General features: G+C 37.2%; 11 protein-coding genes. 7 read left to right on the top strand and 4 right to left on the bottom strand.

The annotated features are described in order from the left end of the window. The first annotated feature begins 58 nt into the window (after window positions 1–58). Window positions 59–793 (top strand): amino acid ABC transporter ATP-binding protein, encoded by a 735-nt coding sequence (locus tag RIV7116_RS03740; protein ID WP_015116934.1) that lies wholly within the window; start codon window positions 59–61, stop codon window positions 791–793. Between the two features lie 260 nt (window positions 794–1053). Here RIV7116_RS03740 and RIV7116_RS03735 read toward each other — a convergent pair whose 3' ends face one another. Then, window positions 1054–1917 carry a DUF6671 family protein gene (locus RIV7116_RS03735; RefSeq protein WP_015116933.1) on the bottom strand — a complete coding sequence of 288 codons (864 nt, stop codon included), beginning with the start codon at window positions 1915–1917 and terminating at the stop codon, window positions 1054–1056. A 900-nt stretch (window positions 1918–2817) separates the two neighbouring features. After that, the gene (gene hemJ, locus RIV7116_RS03725) at window positions 2818–3387 is read right to left on the bottom strand and encodes a protoporphyrinogen oxidase HemJ (RefSeq protein WP_015116932.1); all 570 of its coding nucleotides are present in this window, start codon (window positions 3385–3387) and stop codon (window positions 2818–2820) included. Between the two features lie 202 nt (window positions 3388–3589). Between hemJ and RIV7116_RS03720 the strand changes: the two genes are divergently transcribed. Together RIV7116_RS03720 and RIV7116_RS03715 are read left to right on the top strand one after the other, a co-directional pair. Further along, window positions 3590–4927 carry a Rieske 2Fe-2S domain-containing protein gene (locus tag RIV7116_RS03720; RefSeq protein ID WP_015116931.1) on the top strand — a complete coding sequence of 446 codons (1338 nt, stop codon included), beginning with the start codon at window positions 3590–3592 and terminating at the stop codon, window positions 4925–4927. A 622-nt stretch (window positions 4928–5549) separates the two neighbouring features. Further along, window positions 5550–6218, top strand: a complete 669-nt coding sequence (locus RIV7116_RS03715) for a response regulator transcription factor (protein WP_015116930.1) — start codon at window positions 5550–5552, stop codon at window positions 6216–6218. Between the two features lie 97 nt (window positions 6219–6315). Here the strand turns inward: RIV7116_RS03715 and RIV7116_RS03710 are convergent, their stop codons facing one another. Continuing rightward, a complete protein-coding gene (locus tag RIV7116_RS03710; protein ID WP_015116929.1) occupies window positions 6316–7743 on the bottom strand; it encodes an IctB family putative bicarbonate transporter in 1428 nt (475 codons plus the stop codon). Between the two features lie 280 nt (window positions 7744–8023). After that, window positions 8024–9574, bottom strand: a complete 1551-nt coding sequence (locus RIV7116_RS03705) for a GAF domain-containing sensor histidine kinase (RefSeq protein ID WP_015116928.1) — start codon at window positions 9572–9574, stop codon at window positions 8024–8026. 985 nt (window positions 9575–10559) lie between these two features. On the opposite strand from RIV7116_RS03705, the gene RIV7116_RS03700 reads away from it, so the two are divergent. The 4 genes from RIV7116_RS03700 (at window position 10560) to RIV7116_RS03685 (ending at window position 15269) form a co-directional block, all read left to right on the top strand. Then, window positions 10560–11726 carry a DegT/DnrJ/EryC1/StrS aminotransferase family protein gene (locus RIV7116_RS03700; protein ID WP_015116927.1) on the top strand — a complete coding sequence of 389 codons (1167 nt, stop codon included), beginning with the start codon at window positions 10560–10562 and terminating at the stop codon, window positions 11724–11726. A gap of 298 nt (window positions 11727–12024) precedes the next feature. After that, window positions 12025–12921 (top strand): cyanoexosortase B, encoded by an 897-nt coding sequence (gene crtB / locus RIV7116_RS03695; RefSeq protein WP_015116926.1) that lies wholly within the window; start codon window positions 12025–12027, stop codon window positions 12919–12921. 110 nt (window positions 12922–13031) lie between these two features. Further along, window positions 13032–13745, top strand: a complete 714-nt coding sequence (locus RIV7116_RS03690) for a cyanoexosortase B system-associated protein (protein WP_015116925.1) — start codon at window positions 13032–13034, stop codon at window positions 13743–13745. Between the two features lie 177 nt (window positions 13746–13922). After that, complete coding sequence (locus RIV7116_RS03685) at window positions 13923–15269, top strand: polysaccharide biosynthesis/export family protein (RefSeq protein ID WP_015116924.1); 1347 nt, start codon at window positions 13923–13925, stop codon at window positions 15267–15269. The last annotated feature ends 42 nt before the right edge of the window (window positions 15270–15311 follow it).

The raw sequence follows: 15311 nt of genomic DNA, 5'->3' as shown, positions 1-15311 counted from the left end.
TTATCAATAGTCAAATATGTATTACTAACCACTATCAACTAACTAACTAACAATTCAGATGAAAAAACCCATCATCCTTACAGAGTCATTGTGTAAATCATTTGGAAGTCTTGATGTCCTCAAAGATATTTCTACAGAGATTTATCAAGGTGAAGTGGTTGCTATTTTAGGTCCTTCTGGTTCGGGTAAATCTACTTTTTTGCGATGCATCAATTTATTGGAAATCCCTACTTCAGGAAAGGTTTATTTTCATGATGAAGAAACAACTCATCCTAAAACTAACATTGCTAAAATTCGACAGCGCTTGGTAATGGTGTTTCAGCATTTTAATTTGTTTCCCCATATGACGGTGCTACAAAACATTACTTATGCACCTATTAAGGTAAAAAATTTAGATAAGAAGCAAGCTGGGATGAAAGCTATTGAATTACTAGAAAAAGTCGGCTTGGCTGAAAAAGCTGATGCTTATCCAGCAAGACTTTCGGGAGGGCAGAAGCAGCGCGTGGCTATAGCACGGGCTTTAGCTATGGAACCGGAAATGATTTTGTTTGATGAACCCACCTCCGCTTTAGATCCAGAAATGGTTAAAGATGTATTAGAGGTAATGAAAAATTTGGCAAACACGGGATTTACTTTGGCTATAGTTACTCATGAAATGGGTTTTGCAAGAGAAGTTGCGAGCCGAATCATGTTTCTCGACAAGGGATATTTAGCTGAAGATGCTCCACCAAAGGATTTTTTCAACAATCCAAAGTGCGATCGCGCTAAACAATTTCTAGAAAAAATGCTCTAAATTTATTTTTATCTCGTCAGAGTTAATCAATATACAACTTTCATACTCTGGTAATATATACTTCACACTTAGTAAGTATAATTGGTTATAGACAGCATAAAACAACATTCCTCACACCACACTTGAAGCTCTCTTCCCTTAAATGGGTTGAGAGCTTTTATTTTTGCTAGCAATAAATTTTACTAATTTTTTTTCGCTTTTCTTGCGTATTTACAGGATTTGTCGCAAGCACTTAAGTTCGCAGTTAGAACCTATAAAAATTAAGGATTGCAGTATATACATTGAGCAGGCTCTGCAAACTGCTTACCTTGGGGAGATGATTTTTCTTTCCTGAAACCACATTTTTGACACTTATAAATTACAGACTTCGTTAAAGTTGTGGGAGCGCTACACCATTCACACGGCAATCCCGGAATTTGTTGAACAATATCGAAACCAGGTGTTGAACAATTTGGACAAAGGCTGTTAATTTTTTCAATCAGGTTTAAAGTCGCTTTTCCTATATTCTTCATTCTCGTAGGATTGTACATTGCTCGCATATCAGTTTCGAGATGCACTGCGCCATTTGATGATTTTTTCAAGGCACTATTTATTGCTTCAGTTAATGCTGCTTCTGTATTAATTCCTTTAATTATCTCTTCGTTATTTTCAGGATAGTCGTTTAACATTACAACCAAACCATGTTGGGGAAAGCCAACTTTGTCCGCAAATTCTAAAGCTTGTTGGATATTACTAACTTTTAAATGATTGTGATTTGTATCTGTAGATAATTCTTCCCCAATGATTTCTAAATCATTTTTTAGATCTATCAAAATTACAAGTTCTCGATTGCAGGGAATATAAGGTAAAGAAGGATGAGGAGCAAAACTTCCTTCGCTGGCGATCGCTAAACTTTCACCTGTCACTAAAAGTGCTTGTTGTGCTTTCAATCTTGCAGCTTCTATTTGACTTCCCGAACGTTCTATTTCTCTTGTAAAAGAGCCAAATTTATCAGTATTGAAATTTTGCGGTACTGTTACTTTTATACCTAATTCTTTATCCAAGAGCGGAGCAATTACCCTCTCTTTTTTATGCATGGTAGCGAGTACGGCAATTCGGTTTTCAAAGAATGTCTGACTATCCATAAATATTGTTATTTCAGTCAATAGCAAATCAATAAGGTGCGTTTATAGATAGCGACGCACCTTATACCATTTCTTTATAAAGATGCGCCGAATTCAGCCCGTGTAGACGGTGAATCTAGTTGGGGGTGTCGGTTTGGGTCCCCAAAACTAGTGTTACCCTAACGGGTCACTTCGTGAACGCGGAGCGTCTCCCGGAGGGAGATACCCGGAGGGGCTTTGTTTCAATAGCCCCACTCTTACAGAGTGAGGGCGATAAAGCGCAACCTCATACAGAATTGGTATTAATTTAATTATGCATTTACCGAGAGAAAAGGAATGCTTTTTGCCAAAAAATCATTAACAACTATATTTTGTCGATTTGCCCAATATTACTCAAAAAATGGATTTTTCTTAAACCAACTATCAAATTCAATCCCGGAATAAATATCCACCAAACTATCAAAGGTTCTTTCATTCCTGCATCGCGATAAAGTTGGTTTATGGTTTTATACAAGCGAAACTGAGAAATATAAATCCAGATAATACCTAAAAGCGAGAACCAACCGAACCATCCGGGAACATTTAACTTGTTAACATTACTTAATGTCTCATAATTTGCGAATATTTGAGCTAGAGATTTCGATATTCCGATGATTATTTTTAGTAATTCTATCCCTTAGTATGCGAACCGCACTTTTCATCAAATTTATGCAGTTAGTTTTTAAGTTTATTCTTGTAATTACTGATTTTTATTTAATTATTTAATGTATTTAGTCGAATCTCTTAATCATTTTCTGCACTTAGATTGTCCCATGTCGCCATTATAAAACTCAAAACTAAGTAATTTAAGATAATCTTGAAAAAATATAGAGACGTAGCAATGCTACGTCTCCCTACGCTTTATAAACGAAAACCTAACACTTAACCTTGAGAAACCTGTGCTTCCAACTTCTCTTTATCTTGACGACGTTTTTTGGCGTAAAGCTGAATAGTAGCAGCCATGGCAATAACTAACCCGAAAATACCCCAAGCTGTAATATCGGTAGGAAGACTATTTTTGAAGACTGCTAACAACACAATTACAACCAGCATTACAGTAGGTGCTTCATTCAAAGCGCGTAACTGCTGACTACCCCATTTACATTCACCTGCTGCTAGCTGCTTCATTAAACGCTTGCAGTAATGATGATAACCAATCAATAACACCACAAAAGCCAGCTTGACGTGTAACCAAGGCTGTTTTAAAACTTCCGGCTCAGTTGACAACAAACCAATCGCCATCAAGACCGTTACAATCATTCCTGGCGTGGTAATAATGCTGTAGAGACGTTTCTCCATGATTTGATATTGATTTTTCAATATCGTGCGTGCGGGTTCTGCTTCTTGCTCAGCTTCTACATGATAGATAAACAAACGTACTAAGTAGAACAAACCAGCAAACCAAACTACAATACCAACGATGTGAAATGCTTTAAACCAGGAATAAGCCATAAATCGTAACCTTTACAAACTTCATTTTAAAGGGGCGATATAAATATTAGGTTACGATAAAAAGCTCTTGAACAACTGTTAATCGATGCTCGCTAGATGAAGAAATACGAACTTTAACGTTGCCTGGATTCAATTTGGGATAATGTATTTTTTTGTGTAGATATCTTATTTTAACGCTTGCACCCTACTGGCTTTTTTTTGAATGCAATCAGAATTCAACTTCTTTGGGCATTGGTATCCAGTTTCCCCTGTCGAAGATATTGACCCCAAAAAACCAACAGCAGTAACTGTTTTAGGACTTCGTTTAGTCATCTGGAAGCCAAAATTATCCGATTACCGGGTATTTTTAGATAAATGTCCCCATCGTCTCGCACCTTTGAGTGAGGGAAGGGTTGATGAAAAAACCGGTAACTTGATGTGCAGCTATCACGGTTGGGAATTTGATGCAGAAGGAATTTGTACCCGCATTCCCCAGGCTGAGAATCCACAACTAGTTACGAAAAATCAAAAAAATCTTTGCGCTGTTAGTTTACCTGTACGTCAAGAAAATGACTTATTGTGGGTTTGGCTCGATGCAAATTCTCCACAATTAGCGAACGATACCCCTTTACCTCTGTCACCTCAAGTTGATGCAAATAAAGGTTTTGTTTGGTCTTCTTACGTCCGCGATTTAGAATATGATTGGCAAACACTTGTTGAAAATGTCGCAGATCCTAGTCACGTTCCTTTTACCCATCATGGAGTACAAGGTAATCGCGAGCAAGCTTCACCTGTCATCCTCCAAATTGTTAAATCAACAGCAAATTTAATTGAAGCGACTTCTTCAGGAAGATTTCAAACCACTATTACCTTTGAACCACCTTGCCGTTTGGAATATACAATCCGTGTGGGTGACGAAGGTAAGCAACTCGGACTTGTTACCTACTGCATACCTACTTACCCTGGTAAATCTAGAATTGTCGCCCAATTTACCCGTAACTTTGCTACCAATCTCAATCGGATAATACCGCGTTGGTGGAGTCATATCAAAATTAGAAATAAAGTCCTTGACGGTGACATGATTCTGCTGCATCAACAAGAGCATTTTCTCCAAGAAAGACAATCGCAAGAAAGTTGGAAAACTGCTTATCAACTACCAACAAGTGCAGATCGCTTAATAATTGAATTTCGTAACTGGTTTGATAAATATTCTCAAGGTAAGCTTCCTTGGGATGAAGTTGGAATCCAAGTTCCACAAAATTGTACGTTGACAATAAATGAAAACCGTCAACAATTACTTGACCGTTACAAACAACATACTCAAAATTGTAGTAGCTGTAGAAAAGCGCTGAAAAATTCACAGCGTTTGCAAGTATTTTTAGTTGCATATTTTGCCATTCTTATTTCCGTAATTGCTATTCTTCCCGATACATTTAGAACTCAGTTCGGCTTACCTTTAATGCTGACTGGATTAGTGAGTCTAGTAGCTTTTGCTTGGCTTAAATTTTGGCTAATTCCTCAATTTATTTTTCAGGATTATCTACATCCTGAAAAAGATTAAACCCCAAGAATTTATTCAAAAAAATTATAAGTCTTAAGCAATCAAGTCCATCTAACCACTAGAGATTCATTTCAAAAACAATCACAAATCTTAATAAGGTCAACTGTAAAATCTTATATATTTTTGATAAAAAACGAAATAATATCTTGTATTGATTATTTTTTAGATATTAAATGAAATCAATAGGGATTATGTACTATATCCTACTGAGCATAAATACTCAGAGAAATAGAATTATAGTAAGCATAATTTTTTTAAGTTTTATTAATAAAGTAATTATGGTTAAATCAAAAATGCTAAACGCTAATATGTTAAATCCCTGACAAATTCAACTTATTGCTGTAGTAGAGGCGTATGTAAAATAAATTGAATATAACTCCTGCTATATTTATTTTTGAGAGTAAATCAATTCAACTATGCGATATAATAGTTAATATTTATTAATATAAATTTCATACTGATGATTTAATATTTTTTTTATAAATTCAGTCTTGAGGAAGTGATTCCAAGGTAATGCTGTCATAGTATAAAACATAAGAGTACTGTACCGGAGGTAATTTATATCGATAGTACTCATTTAAGTCAAGAACTGAAGTTTAAAAGTTTTAGGGGTGTAAGGTCTATGCCCTTCAAAATCCTTGTAGTGGATGATGATTTAGGTACTCGTCTTTCTATTAGCGACTATCTAGAATTATCTGGCTACCAAGTAATCACAGCTAACGATGGTCAACAAGGTTTGGTTTTGGTAAATAAACACCATCCAGACTTAATTGTGACCGACATCATTATGCCGCAAATGAATGGGTACGAACTTGTGCGTCAGGTGCGTCAACAAGTTCATTTTCGTTTGTTGCCCGTTATTTTGTTAACAGCGAGAACCCAAACACAAGAAAGAATTTTGGGCTATCAGTCCGGATGCGATTTATATTTACCTAAACCTTTTGAACTTGAAGAGTTAGCAGCTGCTATTAATAATCTTTTAGAACGAAGTCAAATTATTCAATCTGAATATAAATCATCATTACAAGAAAATCTTCAAAAAGCTGATTATATTGATGAAACCGAACTTTCCGATCGCCAGAGAACTCAATTGCATGAATCTCTTACTAATAGAGAACGGGAAGTTTTAGAGATTTTGACTCATGGATTTTCCAATGCTGAAATAGGCGATCGCCTTCATTTAAGTCCTCGAACTGTAGAAAAATATGTAAGTAGCTTGTTGAGAAAAACCGATACCAGTAATCGAGCCGAATTAGTACGTTTTGCGATGGAACATAATCTAGTGGAGTAAACCATTTGTTAACCATAAAAAAATGATGCAGAGACGTTAAATTGTACGTCTCTTTTTACATCTCTACGTCATTTTAGGTTATTTAACCTTTGGTTTGTTAATTTGCAGTTGGTTGAGGAGACGGGGAATTGATTTGATTCATTTGAGCTTTAGATAAAGGTTTCCAGTAACTCGCGACCAAACCAACCATTAACCACCATATGGTATTTACTTGGGGACGGTACCATACGGTATCAACCAAACCGTGACCGAGCATTCCCGCCAAAACGGCAATTCCGGCAACTAACCATAACCCTTCTACATTTCGTTGCAGTCTTAAACGTCTTAACTGTACTAAACCAGAATTGAAAGTGACAACTAGCAGCCAAATGAAACAGAAAAAGCCAATTAAACCAGTTTCCACAGCTACTTCTAGAAAAACGGAATAAGCACTCAAAGCCGTGAAATTAGGGCGTTGATAAAGAGGGTAAATTTTATTAAATGCACTATTACCTGGCCCAATACCAATTACCGGACGGTCTTTAATCATTTCTATTGCAGCCATCCAAACATTGATTCGGAAGTTATTACTGCTATCGCCTCTACCGGCAAAAATACTTAAAACCCTGTCTCGCACGGGTGGGACAAATAATATTGCCAAAGCAGATACTATTGCCAAACTTCCTAACAGAATTGGCAGCGACCAAGTACGCCAGAAGGGAGCCATGTCAATGCTCCACCAATATACTAATAATACTAAAAGTACTAAAAGCGACACTACTAAACCAATCCAACCACCACGGCTAAAGGTAAGTACCAAACAAGCACTATTGACAATAAACATTGTCAATGCAAGAGCTTTAGTAAATCTGCTACGCCATGCGAAAATAGCAATAAAACTGAGAATAACCGCAGGAAGGATATAGCCAGCAAGTAAGTTTGGATTGCCTAAATAACTATATATCCTAGTAGTTTTGGATAAAGATGATTCTGGATCTACCCAAGTAGCTAATGCTTTGGCACCAAAAAACCATTGTCGCAATCCATTAACGCTAACAATTAAAGATACATGTAGGAAAACAGTAATAAGCCAAGAACGAATGCGAGAAGATTTAAGTAACCTCGCACAAAGGGCAAACAGCAGCAAATATAAAGTTAGTTTTGTCCAACCTGCAAATGCTGCTTTCTTTACTGGTGATAGTGATGTTGCTACAGTCGCAATTCCCCAGTAGAAGAAGACAAGTATATGTATTGGTGTAATTCCTGTAGCATTAGTGTTAGCCGGTTCATCTGAAGCTGTAAGCAACAGCCAGAATCCGACGCAAGCTATGAGTAGTAAACCTATTAAGCCGTTAGAAACGAAAGGAGCGAGAATATATACGATACTTAATAGTGCAACTGCGATCGCGTCGCCCCAGCGAAGTAAAATGCTAGTCTGTCGCCAAGAGCTTACAAGTCCGACTAAAACACGGTGTAAGTAGCTCGAAGTAATATACTGCTTCAGGGGAAGGGAAGATAAAGTTAACTGTTGCCAAAAGAAATCCATACAAGTCCAGCCTTAGTCAATTAGCATCGAGCGAAAATCCTGGACTAATAATAATGTGCTTAGCCCAAAAAAAGTAATAATGTAGACTGCATTTAGGAAATTATTAACTTAATTATGAATGAGATCGTTAATATAATTTCCAGTTTTAGTATTGTGGTAATAGTTTTGTCTTTAACTATTACCACTTACCTATAAATCATTACAAATTACCTATAATCCGAAAATTTTGCTTCGATGCTAATCTGCATATTGTTGGCAGAGCAATGAATAACCGCATGGATTATGCATCTGGGATTGCTTCAGTGCTGCCTTGATCTATAGGCAAAGAAAGTACGTAGCGGTATCCCGATTCTGGCGAACCCTGAATTGTGATGTCTCCTCCGTGTAGCTCTGCTAACTGACAACTAAGCAATAAACCCAAAGTTTCGCGAGAAACTCCACCAGACTGTGCTTTTTCTTCATTATTAGATGAATCTACAGCAATTCCACCAGAAGAAAAATTCTCTGTTGTTTGTAAATTATCCTCTCTCGAAGGCATACTATTTACTGTTTCTTTGCTTGGAGAATTCTGATTGAATACTGAGTTGATATCGGATGCAAGTTCCATAGAAGATATTTGAGAAAGACGGAAATAGGGATCTACTTCTGTGATTCCTTCTCCTAACCAAGGATGAGAAACCCAAATAGTCAGGTTTAAAGCATCTTCCTTATAAGAAACATGAATTCTAACAATACTACCCGTTGCAGAAAGTTGAATCACACTGAAAATCAGATGATACAAAATCTGCCGCACTTTATCTTTATCTAAAGGTAAAATACGATTTCGTCCAGGTTCTATAGATAGACGAATATCTTGCTCTCGACGGGCTGCTGCTTCTTCCAAAGTATTGATAGCTTGCTGGCAAAGCATTTCAATATCAACGGGAGCCAGGTTAAGTTCGGTATTCGTGTCATCCATTGCCCCCAACTCAGAGATCTCATTTACCAAGGAAAGCAAATATCTACCGCTATGCTGAATAATTTCTAGATATTCTCTTTGCTTAGTTGTCAAAGGACCATAAATTTCTCGCCCTAAAACACTAGCCATACCTAAGACTGATGTTAAAGGAGTACGCAATTCTTGAGTCAATTGTCCTAAAAGCTGTAATTTTAATTGACTGGTAAAAACTGAGTCTTGAAAAGCTGGAGCGCTAATTTTGATTTCCGAAGTTGTAACTTCTTCGAGCTTATTAGTATTGCTAGAAGAAACCGTTTTTACTGGAGGGGCTTGCAGCAAGCGATTACGCTCAAACTCACTCATGCTCCAACGAGCAATTATTTGTAAAAATTCGATATCTCGGGTTGTAAAGTTGCGCGGCATTAAATCCATTACTGCTAATGCGCCCAAACAATGCCCTTGAGCATCAATAAGTGGTACTCCCACATAGGCACGAATTCCATACTCCTGTACTAGTTTTCCGGTAACTAGTTCTGTTTTTTCTAATTTATGAGTATCGTTAATCGCTACTATTTGCAAACTTTCTACTACCTGGGTACAGAAAGATTCTTGGCGTGAGAGTTGGCGGGTTTGCGCTAGTTGATTCATTAGTCCTAAGCGTGATAAACCTACAGCAGACTTAAACCAGTGACGCTCGTTATCTATAAAACCCAGAATTGAAATAGGTGCTTCGAGGAAGTGTGCGGCAGTTTGAGTCGCTTCCTCAAAAACCGGGATTGTTTCTGGCTGCCGCAAACCCAACTTCAATAAAGCTTGAAGCCGTTGCTGCTCTAAATTTTCTGGCGTTGCCCAACCATCTTTTTGGGCAAACATTCTGTTTTCAGGCTCTACCATTACCACTGCTACCTTAATTGTTCTTGGAAACTATATTTCATGTAACTTTTATTTCTAAGTCTTTACTATTCATAAGCATTCCCCAAATTCACCTTAGACAAACAGTTTGCTAGATTTTTTTTGATCGCATGGGGAATTCATACCGATAAAAAGCATATTGTTGGAGCAGTTAAACTGCTATGGCGGTGTATCGACTAAGTTGCGGTTATATCTGTTATGCCTTATGGTTCATAAATAAAATAATTTGCTTTTAACAAAAAACTAAAACTATTATTTATTGGCATATCAAATTGTCCCCGTAGGTCTACTGAATTTTCTATTAATCATATTTTTTTATAGTGGATACACTGTTGTCTGTATTCATTGGAAAAACTATGAATGGTAATTAGATAAGTGATTGAATAAAGTCAATTTTATTCATAGATAATGAAAATGTTTTGAGTATTTTCATCTACTTTTTATCGATTTTTTAATTATTAAATATAAAAATAGTTAAAAACTATGGTAATAATGCAAATGTATAATATGATGCAAATTGAAAAAATTATTTAATTGATTTTAGGAATGGTCGCAACTGGCACATTTATGCTGTAGGGTGCTTGTACACAGATTAATTGTTAAGGGAATAATAAAGCAATCAGTGTACGGCACCACCCGAGTTGTGTGACGCGCAGCCTTAGTCCTGGATTTAATTGAATTAAGTCTTTCTTTATGAGCTTTTAGGAAATTAACTATTGTGAAATATCTTCCTCAAAAGCACTGAGCGATTAATTACTAAAAAGACAACTTAGATAATTATCATAAAGATAAGACAAAATAATATAAAAAATAGCAAAACATCAATGAAATATTAAAGGTTGCTGGATATAAAATTAAATTGATAAATAATTTACACAACCTTCATCATTTTTCGTTTGCTGATTTTTAAGTGGTTAGTCATAAATAGATAAGACAGGTATAAAAAAATAAAGAGGCTACGAATTAGATGAATGATGTAAATGTAAAAATTCCTTTTGTAGACTTAAGTTTGCAGCATCAATCAATTCAAAAACAAATGCGGCAAGCTATTGAAGATGTATTGGAGCGGGGAGATTTTATTTTAGGTAAAGCACTAAGTGATTTTGAGGCAGAATTTGCCTCAGCCTGCGGTGCCGAATATGGTGTTGGAGTTGCTTGTGGAACCGATGCGATCGCCCTTGGGTTACAAGCTTGTAATATCGGTGCGGGCTCGGAGGTTATACTACCTGCAAATACTTTTGTTGCAACATTAATTGGAGTTCTACGTGCTGGTGCGACACCAGTTTTTGTTGATTGTGACCCAAATACTGCTTTAATAGATTTAGCAGCAGCAGAAAATGCAGTTACATTAAAAACTAAAGCTATTGTTCCAGTGCATTTGTACGGTCAGGTAGTGTCTCCTCAAGAATTAATTAATTTTGCCCAAAGGCATGATTTAATGATTTTTGAAGATGCAGCACAAGCACATTTAGCCCATAGAGACGGTTACAAAGCAGGTTCTTTGGGAATAGCAGCAGCTTATAGTTTTTATCCTAGCAAGAATTTGGGTGCATTTGGTGACGGTGGAATACTAGTAACAAAAGATACTGAAGTAGCACAAAAAATGGTGCGCTTGCGGAATTATGGTGCATCGAAAAAATATTTTCACGTTGAAGCGGGAACCAATAGTCGTTTAGATACTTTACAAGCAGCAGTGCTGCATCAAAAACTACCTCATTTAGCAGGGTGGAATGCCAACCGTCTGGAAATAGCCAGACAGTACGATAGCGAACTAGCACCTTTGAAATCAATGGGAATTACTCCCATAGAAAATCAAAGTGGTGACGGACATGTTTATCATCTTTATGTAATAAAAGTAGATGAATCCTGTCCTTTACAAAGGGAAGAAATTCAGGAAAAGCTTGCTGCCTTGGGAATCCAAACAGGAATTCACTATCCAATTCCCTGCCATCTCCAGCCAGCTTTTAGCAATTTGTGCTATAAAATGGGAGACTTCCCCCATTCTGAAAAGCTAGCAAAACAAATACTATCCTTACCTATGTATCCTGGTTTAACCAGCAGTCAGGTTAAGGAGGTAGTAGCTGTCATTGCATCATTAGTTAGCGAAAAGCAAGGTAAGCTTCTGCATATTTAGAAGCTGATTTAATTGTTTCAAAGATATCGGATGTAGGTTGGCATAAAACATTTTAAACTGGCAGTGTTTATGTAAAGATTAGGCTTAAAATCAGAAAAGTTTTTTCTATGAAACTTTTGTAGAATCCGACTATCTGGAAAGTTGAGTTCAACTAAATTTATCCATAATTTGATTGAACTTATACAAAGCCTAAGTTTGACTCTAGATTTAGAGCTATACAAAATCCGATATACAAATCATAAATAGATTTAATTCTGCCACTTTTTATCTAACTTTAGAATATGAATTAACTTAAATTATGTTAACTCAGCATCAAGTAAGACGTTCAATTTCACCACAAATATTTAATTTTATAATACTAGGTATATTAGTATTGCTGTATGCTCCTTTAGTCCATTATTGGTACGACGGGTGGATAAGCAAAAATATAAGTACGGAACATGAATATTTTAGTCATGGTATTATTGGTTTTCCATTTGCGGCTTATCTAGTTTGGATGAATCGTAAACAATGGGTAAGACTACCAGATAAAACTCATGTCCTTGGAGCCATCTTATTGGCATTGGGAGCAGTTTTCTACGTTAGCGGTGTTGGTGAATGGGTAAACCTTTCTTTGCCCGTAATACTAACTGGATTGTGTTTGTGGTTGAAAGGAATTGAAGGTTTTAAATTACAGAGTTTTCCTTTACTACTAGTTTTATTGGCAACTCCTAATTCTGTACCTTACTTAATTGCACCCTTTACTTTACCTTTGCAAAGCTTCATTGCCGGAACTGCCGGGTTTATTCTCAATCAGTTTGGTCTGCCTGTAGTTGTAGATGGAATTAATATATACGCAAGAGGGCGAATAGTAGAAGTTGCGCCGTATTGTGCTGGTTTAAAAATGCTGTTTACTACTATTTATGTTGGCTTAATTTTACTGTTTTGGACCGATACTTTATCTTCTAAACGTAAAAGTTCTTGGTTTCTATTTGTAGCAGTAATTATCAGCGTTACCGCCAACATAATTCGGAATACTTTATTAACCTTTTTTCACGCTACCGAACAAGATGGTGCTTTTCATTGGCTGCATGACAGTTGGGGTGGAGACCTCTATTCTGCTTGTATGTTGCTAGTATTAATACCAGTAATTAACTGGATTGATAGCTATTTTTCCGAAAGCCCGGTTCGGGAATTAGAAGGTAACGAACGGTAATAATCTGCTGTCAATACCGCAGCAATACGTGCAGGACTGTTGAAATTACTGAACTCAGTTAGCCGGTATAAAAAGTACAATTTTGTCTTTTGTAGTTAATATTTCATTCAATGATTTCCCTTCCCCGTTTTTTTAAGGAGCGTCAGTTTTTACAGATGGCAGCACTTGTATTATTAGTGCTGTTACTGGCGATAGGGGCACTACCAGGATACCTCGAAGGCAAATGGCAATGGAAACAGCCACCACCCATTATCAACCTTGGAGAAATAAAGAAGTTGCGTAAAACAGGTTTAGCTATACCTGGCTGGAAAATTACTCAACAACAGGAGCAGATGCTCGGTTCTGGTAAATGGTCTTTGCAAATTATGGAAAAAGACGGTGGAAAGCAAACGGCTATATTGCTTCTATTGCCTCAGAATGGTCCCAAAGACCAACCCCAGGTAGAATGGACGGAAATTGATAGTTGGGGAAGAATGCAGTGGGGAGAGTGGCAGGTTGCTCAGTATAGGCAGGCTAAGTTCGCTGTTAAACAGCCACAAGTGAAAGAAGAAACTAAGGTGAAAGCAAGATTTTTCCGTGCCCATAGCAAACAACAAACTTTTGCAGCTTTGCAGTGGTATGCAATGCCCAACGGTGGGCATTTTTCTCCTTTAAATTGGTTCTGGGCAGACCAGTTTGCACAGTGGCATAAGCAGCGCGTTCCCTGGGTTGCTGTTAGCTTATTTATTCCAATGGAGCCTTTAGGGGAAGTTGAAACAACCTGGGAACAAGTAAAGTCTATTGGTGAAACAGTGCAAACTAGATTGTTTAATTTTAATACTTGAATAAAATCTGGATATTTTTTGTTTTAACAGTATTTTAGACAATAGAGGGTGAATCAAAGTATAAAATAATATATAAATAATAGATAATTTCAGTATTTTATAAAGGGGCATTTTTCCATTTTTACGCCTTCGATCGGCGATTGTGAAGCACAGATGTTTATAGCTCGATTACTTCATATGCGTGCATTTAATGCCTTTTGTGTTGCTAGTCTTCAAATAAGTGTTTTTTTAGCAACAGCTTCCCAACCTATTTTTGCTCAGATACCGCAAAAACAACGACTTCCACAATCAGATCCAGTCGAACCACTTCTAGCACCTCCGCCGGAGCAGGAGTTTCTATCTCCGTCTCCCTTAAGTGATGATGGAGAAATTTCGCCTCAATTCACTAGATATCTTCTAGGAACGGGCGACTTAATCGGCATACTTGTGGAATCACCCGAAGGTCGTTACCGTTTGGGAACGGGAGATGCAATTACTGTGATAGTACAGCGTTTCCCCGATTTGAGCTTTCAAGCATCGATTAATCGCCAGGGAAACGTTATAGTCCCTTTGGCTGGAACAGTATCCCTCCAAGGTTTAACCTTAGAACAAGCTCAAGCAAAAATTCGTAATGTCTTGAATCGTTTTGTTGTTGAACCGAGCGTTACTTTAGCATTAGTCGCACAACGTCCTCCTTTAAATTTTCAAGCGCCAGTAGATATAGAAGGTAACATCACAGTACCTAGATTAGGAAAGATTTCGGTAAAAGGTTTAACTTTAGAAGAAGCGCAAGAAAAAATTCGTTTGGGTTTAGAACCTATTCAAGTAGATCCTGTTGCCACCGTTTCTTTATTGTCACCGCGACCAATTCAAGTAAATGTAGCCGGAGAAATCACTAGACCTGGAGTTTATGCTGTTAATCCAGCATTGCCCCGCATTCTTGATGTGTTGCGGACTGCTGGAGGGTCAACTCAAACGGCAGATTTACGACAAATTCAGGTACGTCGCAAGCTCATAGATGGTTCAGTAGTCTCGCAAAATATAGATTTTTATACTCCCTTGCTTTCTGGCGGAAGTTTCCCGACTCTGCGCTTACAAGATGGAGACTCAATAATCATTCCGCGCCGTGAATTAGCTATGGATGATGGTTATGACCGTAACGTGGTTTCACGTTCAACTTTAGCACAGCCTGTAATTAGAGTTCGTGTCTTAAATTATGCTGCTGGGGGAATAATTACTCAAAATTTACCCAATGGCAGTAATTTTATTGATGCTTTAGGAAGTGTAAGTATTGATCGTTCCGATCTAAAAGATATTGCTTTAGTACGCTTCGATCCCGAACAAGGCACAGCAGTAACCCAAAAACTAAACGCCAGAAAGGCATTTAGAGGAGATGCCTCTCAAAACGTGGCATTGCAAGACAACGATGTAATAGTTGTCGGTCGAAATTTAATTGGTAAAATTACCAACTTTCTTTCAAATGTTACCAGACCTTTCATTGATGTTCAGTCCTTTGTTCGCTTTTTTGAAGCCTTCACCTTCTAAATACCAATATAAATTAACTTTTATACCTCCTGTATCCTGTAA

The sequence above is a fragment of the Rivularia sp. PCC 7116 genome (genome assembly GCF_000316665.1).
GTDB lineage: Bacteria > Cyanobacteriota > Cyanobacteriia > Cyanobacteriales > Nostocaceae > Rivularia.
The sequence above is the reverse complement of the archived record's forward strand: the minus strand, read 5'-3'. Positions and strand labels throughout refer to the sequence as shown.

Excerpts from the sequence above, each read along its gene's own strand:
- RIV7116_RS03715 (WP_015116930.1), top strand. The coding sequence starts at position 5,550 with ATGCCCTTCAAAATCCTTGTAGTGGATGATGATTTAGGTACTCGTCTT.
- RIV7116_RS03685 (WP_015116924.1), top strand. The coding sequence starts at position 13,923 with ATGCGTGCATTTAATGCCTTTTGTGTTGCTAGTCTTCAAATAAGTGTT.
- RIV7116_RS03710 (WP_015116929.1), bottom strand. The coding sequence starts at position 7,743 with ATGGATTTCTTTTGGCAACAGTTAACTTTATCTTCCCTTCCCCTGAAG.
- RIV7116_RS03720 (WP_015116931.1), top strand. The coding sequence starts at position 3,590 with ATGCAATCAGAATTCAACTTCTTTGGGCATTGGTATCCAGTTTCCCCT.
- RIV7116_RS03705 (WP_015116928.1), bottom strand. The coding sequence starts at position 9,574 with ATGGTAGAGCCTGAAAACAGAATGTTTGCCCAAAAAGATGGTTGGGCA.
- hemJ (WP_015116932.1), bottom strand. The coding sequence starts at position 3,387 with ATGGCTTATTCCTGGTTTAAAGCATTTCACATCGTTGGTATTGTAGTT.
- RIV7116_RS03690 (WP_015116925.1), top strand. The coding sequence starts at position 13,032 with ATGATTTCCCTTCCCCGTTTTTTTAAGGAGCGTCAGTTTTTACAGATG.
- RIV7116_RS03740 (WP_015116934.1), top strand. The coding sequence starts at position 59 with ATGAAAAAACCCATCATCCTTACAGAGTCATTGTGTAAATCATTTGGA.
- crtB (WP_015116926.1), top strand. The coding sequence starts at position 12,025 with ATGTTAACTCAGCATCAAGTAAGACGTTCAATTTCACCACAAATATTT.
- RIV7116_RS03700 (WP_015116927.1), top strand. The coding sequence starts at position 10,560 with ATGAATGATGTAAATGTAAAAATTCCTTTTGTAGACTTAAGTTTGCAG.
- RIV7116_RS03735 (WP_015116933.1), bottom strand. The coding sequence starts at position 1,917 with ATGGATAGTCAGACATTCTTTGAAAACCGAATTGCCGTACTCGCTACC.